Here is a 2974-nt window from a genome sequence, read left to right as displayed (position 1 = left end):
GCGCTCCGGTCACATTCCGGTCACATTTTGGTCACGTTCCGGTCATGGCTCGGTTGTGCTCCAGCCTCGGGCCGACCGCGGACCGGTCACGGTTCGACCGTGGTCTGGTCACCGTCCGCTCTGTCATCGCCGGTGCGGACGAGCGTCCGGTGAGCGGGCAGGTGGACAGGGCCGATCGCTCGTCAGATAGTGGAACTTTCCTTGGCCGCCAGACATTGTGCGGGGCGGACAGGCCGTGCACGCGGCGGCCGGCTGTTCGTCACCATCGCGCGCCAGCCGGACACAGGGCAACCGGACGCAAGGGAGGTCGACGGCATGTGCTGCGAGGACCTGGTATGCGCCCGATGCGCCGGGCCAGTGGCCGAGGCCCGGTGCCCGTCCTGCCGGTCGGCTCGTGACTCGATGCACCACTCGTCCTTCACGATCACTCCGCAGCTGCTGATCGCCGTTGTCGCGGTGCTCCTGATGCTCGCCCTGCTGGCCGCCCATCACGGCTGAGCCAGGGCGGACAGCCCTCCCGGTCGCTTCCAGGGCACGTGCGGCGTGGGCGCGACGTTGGACGGGTAGCCCGACCGGACGCGACGCACCGTCGCCGGCCGTCAGGACATCGACCGTGAGGAGAGCGGATGCCGTCTGTCAGCATGCCGCGGCCACGCGGTCGCGCCGGCCGGGCGGCGGGCGGTCACGGTCCCGCCCGTGCGGCCCTGCGCGCCCGCGCGGCGGTAGCTCTCATCGGCCTGGCCGGGATCGTCCTTGCCGGCTGCGGCTCGACCGGTACCTCCCAGGCGGACGATCCCGCGGGCACGTCCACCGGCTCCGGTCAGGGTGGTTCGCACCAGGACGGCTCACAGCGGCCGGAGACGGTTGCCAGCGGGCTGCGGGTGCCCTGGGGCCTGGCGTTCCTTCCCGACCGTTCCGCGCTGGTGGCCGAACGTGGCAGTGGCCGCATCCTGCGCGTGCCGGCGAACGGCGGCACACCCACCGAGGTCATGCGCATTCCTGACGTAGCGGCCGGCTCCGGTGAAGGCGGTCTGCTCGGTCTGGCGGTCTCCCCCGGCTATGCCACCGACCATCTCGTGTACGCCTACTACACCACCGCCACCGACAACCGGATCGTGAGATTCCCGCTGCCGTCGGGTGACACACCGCGGGCGGCCGTCGAACCGATTCTCACCGGGATCGCGAAGGCCACCATCCACAACGGTGGACGTATCGCCTTCGGCCCCGACGGCATGCTCTACGCCAGTACGGGTGACGCCTCGGAAAAGAGCAGGGCCCAGGACGCGTCCAGCCTGAACGGCAAGATTCTGCGGATGCGTCCCGACGGTTCGGTACCGGCCGGCAACCCCGGCCCGGATTCGCTCGTGTACAGCCTCGGCCATCGCAACGTCCAGGGCCTGGCCTGGGACTCCGCCGGTCGGCTGTGGGCCACCGAGTTCGGCCAGAACACCTACGACGAGGTCAACCTGATCCAGCCCGGACACAACTACGGATGGCCCCTTGTCGAGGGCAGGGGTGACACCGACGGCGGCCGCTTCACCAGTCCCTTCGTCACCTGGAAACCCGCCGAGGCCTCCCCGAGCGGGGCCGCGATCATCGGTAGCACCCTGTATGTGGCCGCGCTCCGCGGCGAGCGGCTCTGGGCCGTCCCTCTTGACGGAAAGGGTGCTGGAACACCGCACGCTCTTCTGGACGGCGCATTCGGGCGCCTGCGCACTGTCGTGGCCGCTCCCGACGGATCCCTGTGGATTACGACCAGCAACACGGATGGACGTGGCTCACCACGTGACGGCGATGACAGAATTCTGCGTCTCACCTCGTTCTGACCGCCGCGAACCGGTCCCGGCCACCATGAGCCGGCCCCGGCGGACAGTCTGATGACGTCCCGGCTGTCGAGATCTCCAGGCGGATACGGGCTGAGGCTGCCCAACCGCCGCGTGACGCTGCGCGCCAGCGCATCCGGCCCGGGCCCCACGGACGCCCGGAGGACGGGCCACAGCGCGACCGGTCGCGACACGACCGGACGCGACGTCTGTGCTCTCGGCAGGCCCGGGCCCCCGCATGCCGGCGATCCGTCCGGCGATCCGTCCGGCGCGGGCTGGACGCTGCGCTACCCCGCCGGCACAGTGCTGATCGTGGCCGGCATCCCCGGGGCCGGCAAGAGCACACTCATCCGGCACGTGTTCGGCGACATCACGGACCCGGGCCCGAAGCCGAGCCCGGAGCCAGGCTCGGACCCGAGGGCACGGACGCGGGGCGCCAGGCCGCTGATCCTGGACTCCGCCGACATCCGGACCGCGTTACGGGCCCGCCTCGGGCCGCGCCTGCCGTACCGGCTGTACCGGCCCGCGGTACACATCGCGCACTACGCCCGGATCGCGTGGATGACGGCCCGGCACGGTGAGAGCCTCGTCGTCCACGAGTGCGGGACGCGGCGATGGGCGCGCCGGGCCATCACCGGGCTCGCCCGAGCACGCCACCGGCCCGCCCATCTCATCCTGATCGACGCACCGTCGGCGGACGCGCTCGCGGGACAACGGGCCCGGGGCCGGACGGTACGTTCCCGCGCGTTCCGGCGCCACGAACGGTCGTGGGCCCGGCTGCGGGCCGCGGGCCCGGCGGCGCTGTACCGCGAGGGCTGGTCGTCGGCCCGGGTTCTCGACCGCCGCGACGCACGCACCCTGAACGCGATCCGTTTCGGCTGAACGGCGGAACGCCCGACGGCGCCCGGCGGGCCCGGCGCGGGGCGTGATCACGAGCTGTCGGGGGCGAATCCGAGTGCCTCGTCCGTGGCGTGCATGACCTCGTCGAAGTCGAGGCCCATGCCGAGCAGCAGGTCCACCGCGGCCGAACGGACCTGGCCCACGATCACCACGGCGGGCAGCGTCTGTTCCGGTGACAGCGCCCGCGCGGCCAGCCGGACGGCCCGCATGGCGCTGCGGTGCGCGTCGGCCCGCGCGTCGGCCGCCTGGCC

2 protein-coding genes and 1 pseudogene are annotated in these 2974 nt (G+C 72.2%); 2 read left to right on the top strand and 1 reads right to left on the bottom strand.

The window, feature by feature from the left end; all coding sequences use genetic code 11:
- Positions 1–626: 626 nt before the first annotated feature.
- The gene (locus NBW84_RS20855) at positions 627–1826 is read left to right on the top strand and encodes a PQQ-dependent sugar dehydrogenase (protein WP_250286610.1); all 1200 of its coding nucleotides are present in this window, start codon (positions 627–629) and stop codon (positions 1824–1826) included.
- Positions 1827–1877: 51 nt separating this feature from the next.
- Positions 1878–2705 (top strand): AAA family ATPase, encoded by an 828-nt coding sequence (locus NBW84_RS20850; protein WP_250286608.1) that lies wholly within the window; start codon positions 1878–1880, stop codon positions 2703–2705.
- Between the two features lie 47 nt (positions 2706–2752).
- Here the strand turns inward: NBW84_RS20850 and NBW84_RS20845 are convergent.
- A pseudogene (locus NBW84_RS20845) lies at positions 2753–2974 on the bottom strand (hypothetical protein); the annotation flags it as partial.

The organism is Protofrankia sp. CiP1_Cm_nod2 (assembly GCF_920664355.1).
GTDB lineage: Bacteria > Actinomycetota > Actinomycetes > Frankiales > Frankiaceae > Protofrankia.
Note: the sequence above shows the minus strand (reverse complement) of the source record. Positions and strands in the feature narration are given on the sequence as shown.

Coding starts and splice junctions, on each gene's coding strand:
- NBW84_RS20850 (WP_250286608.1), top strand. CDS start 1,878: ATGACGTCCCGGCTGTCGAGATCTCCAGGCGGATACGGGCTGAGGCTG.
- NBW84_RS20855 (WP_250286610.1), top strand. CDS start 627: ATGCCGTCTGTCAGCATGCCGCGGCCACGCGGTCGCGCCGGCCGGGCG.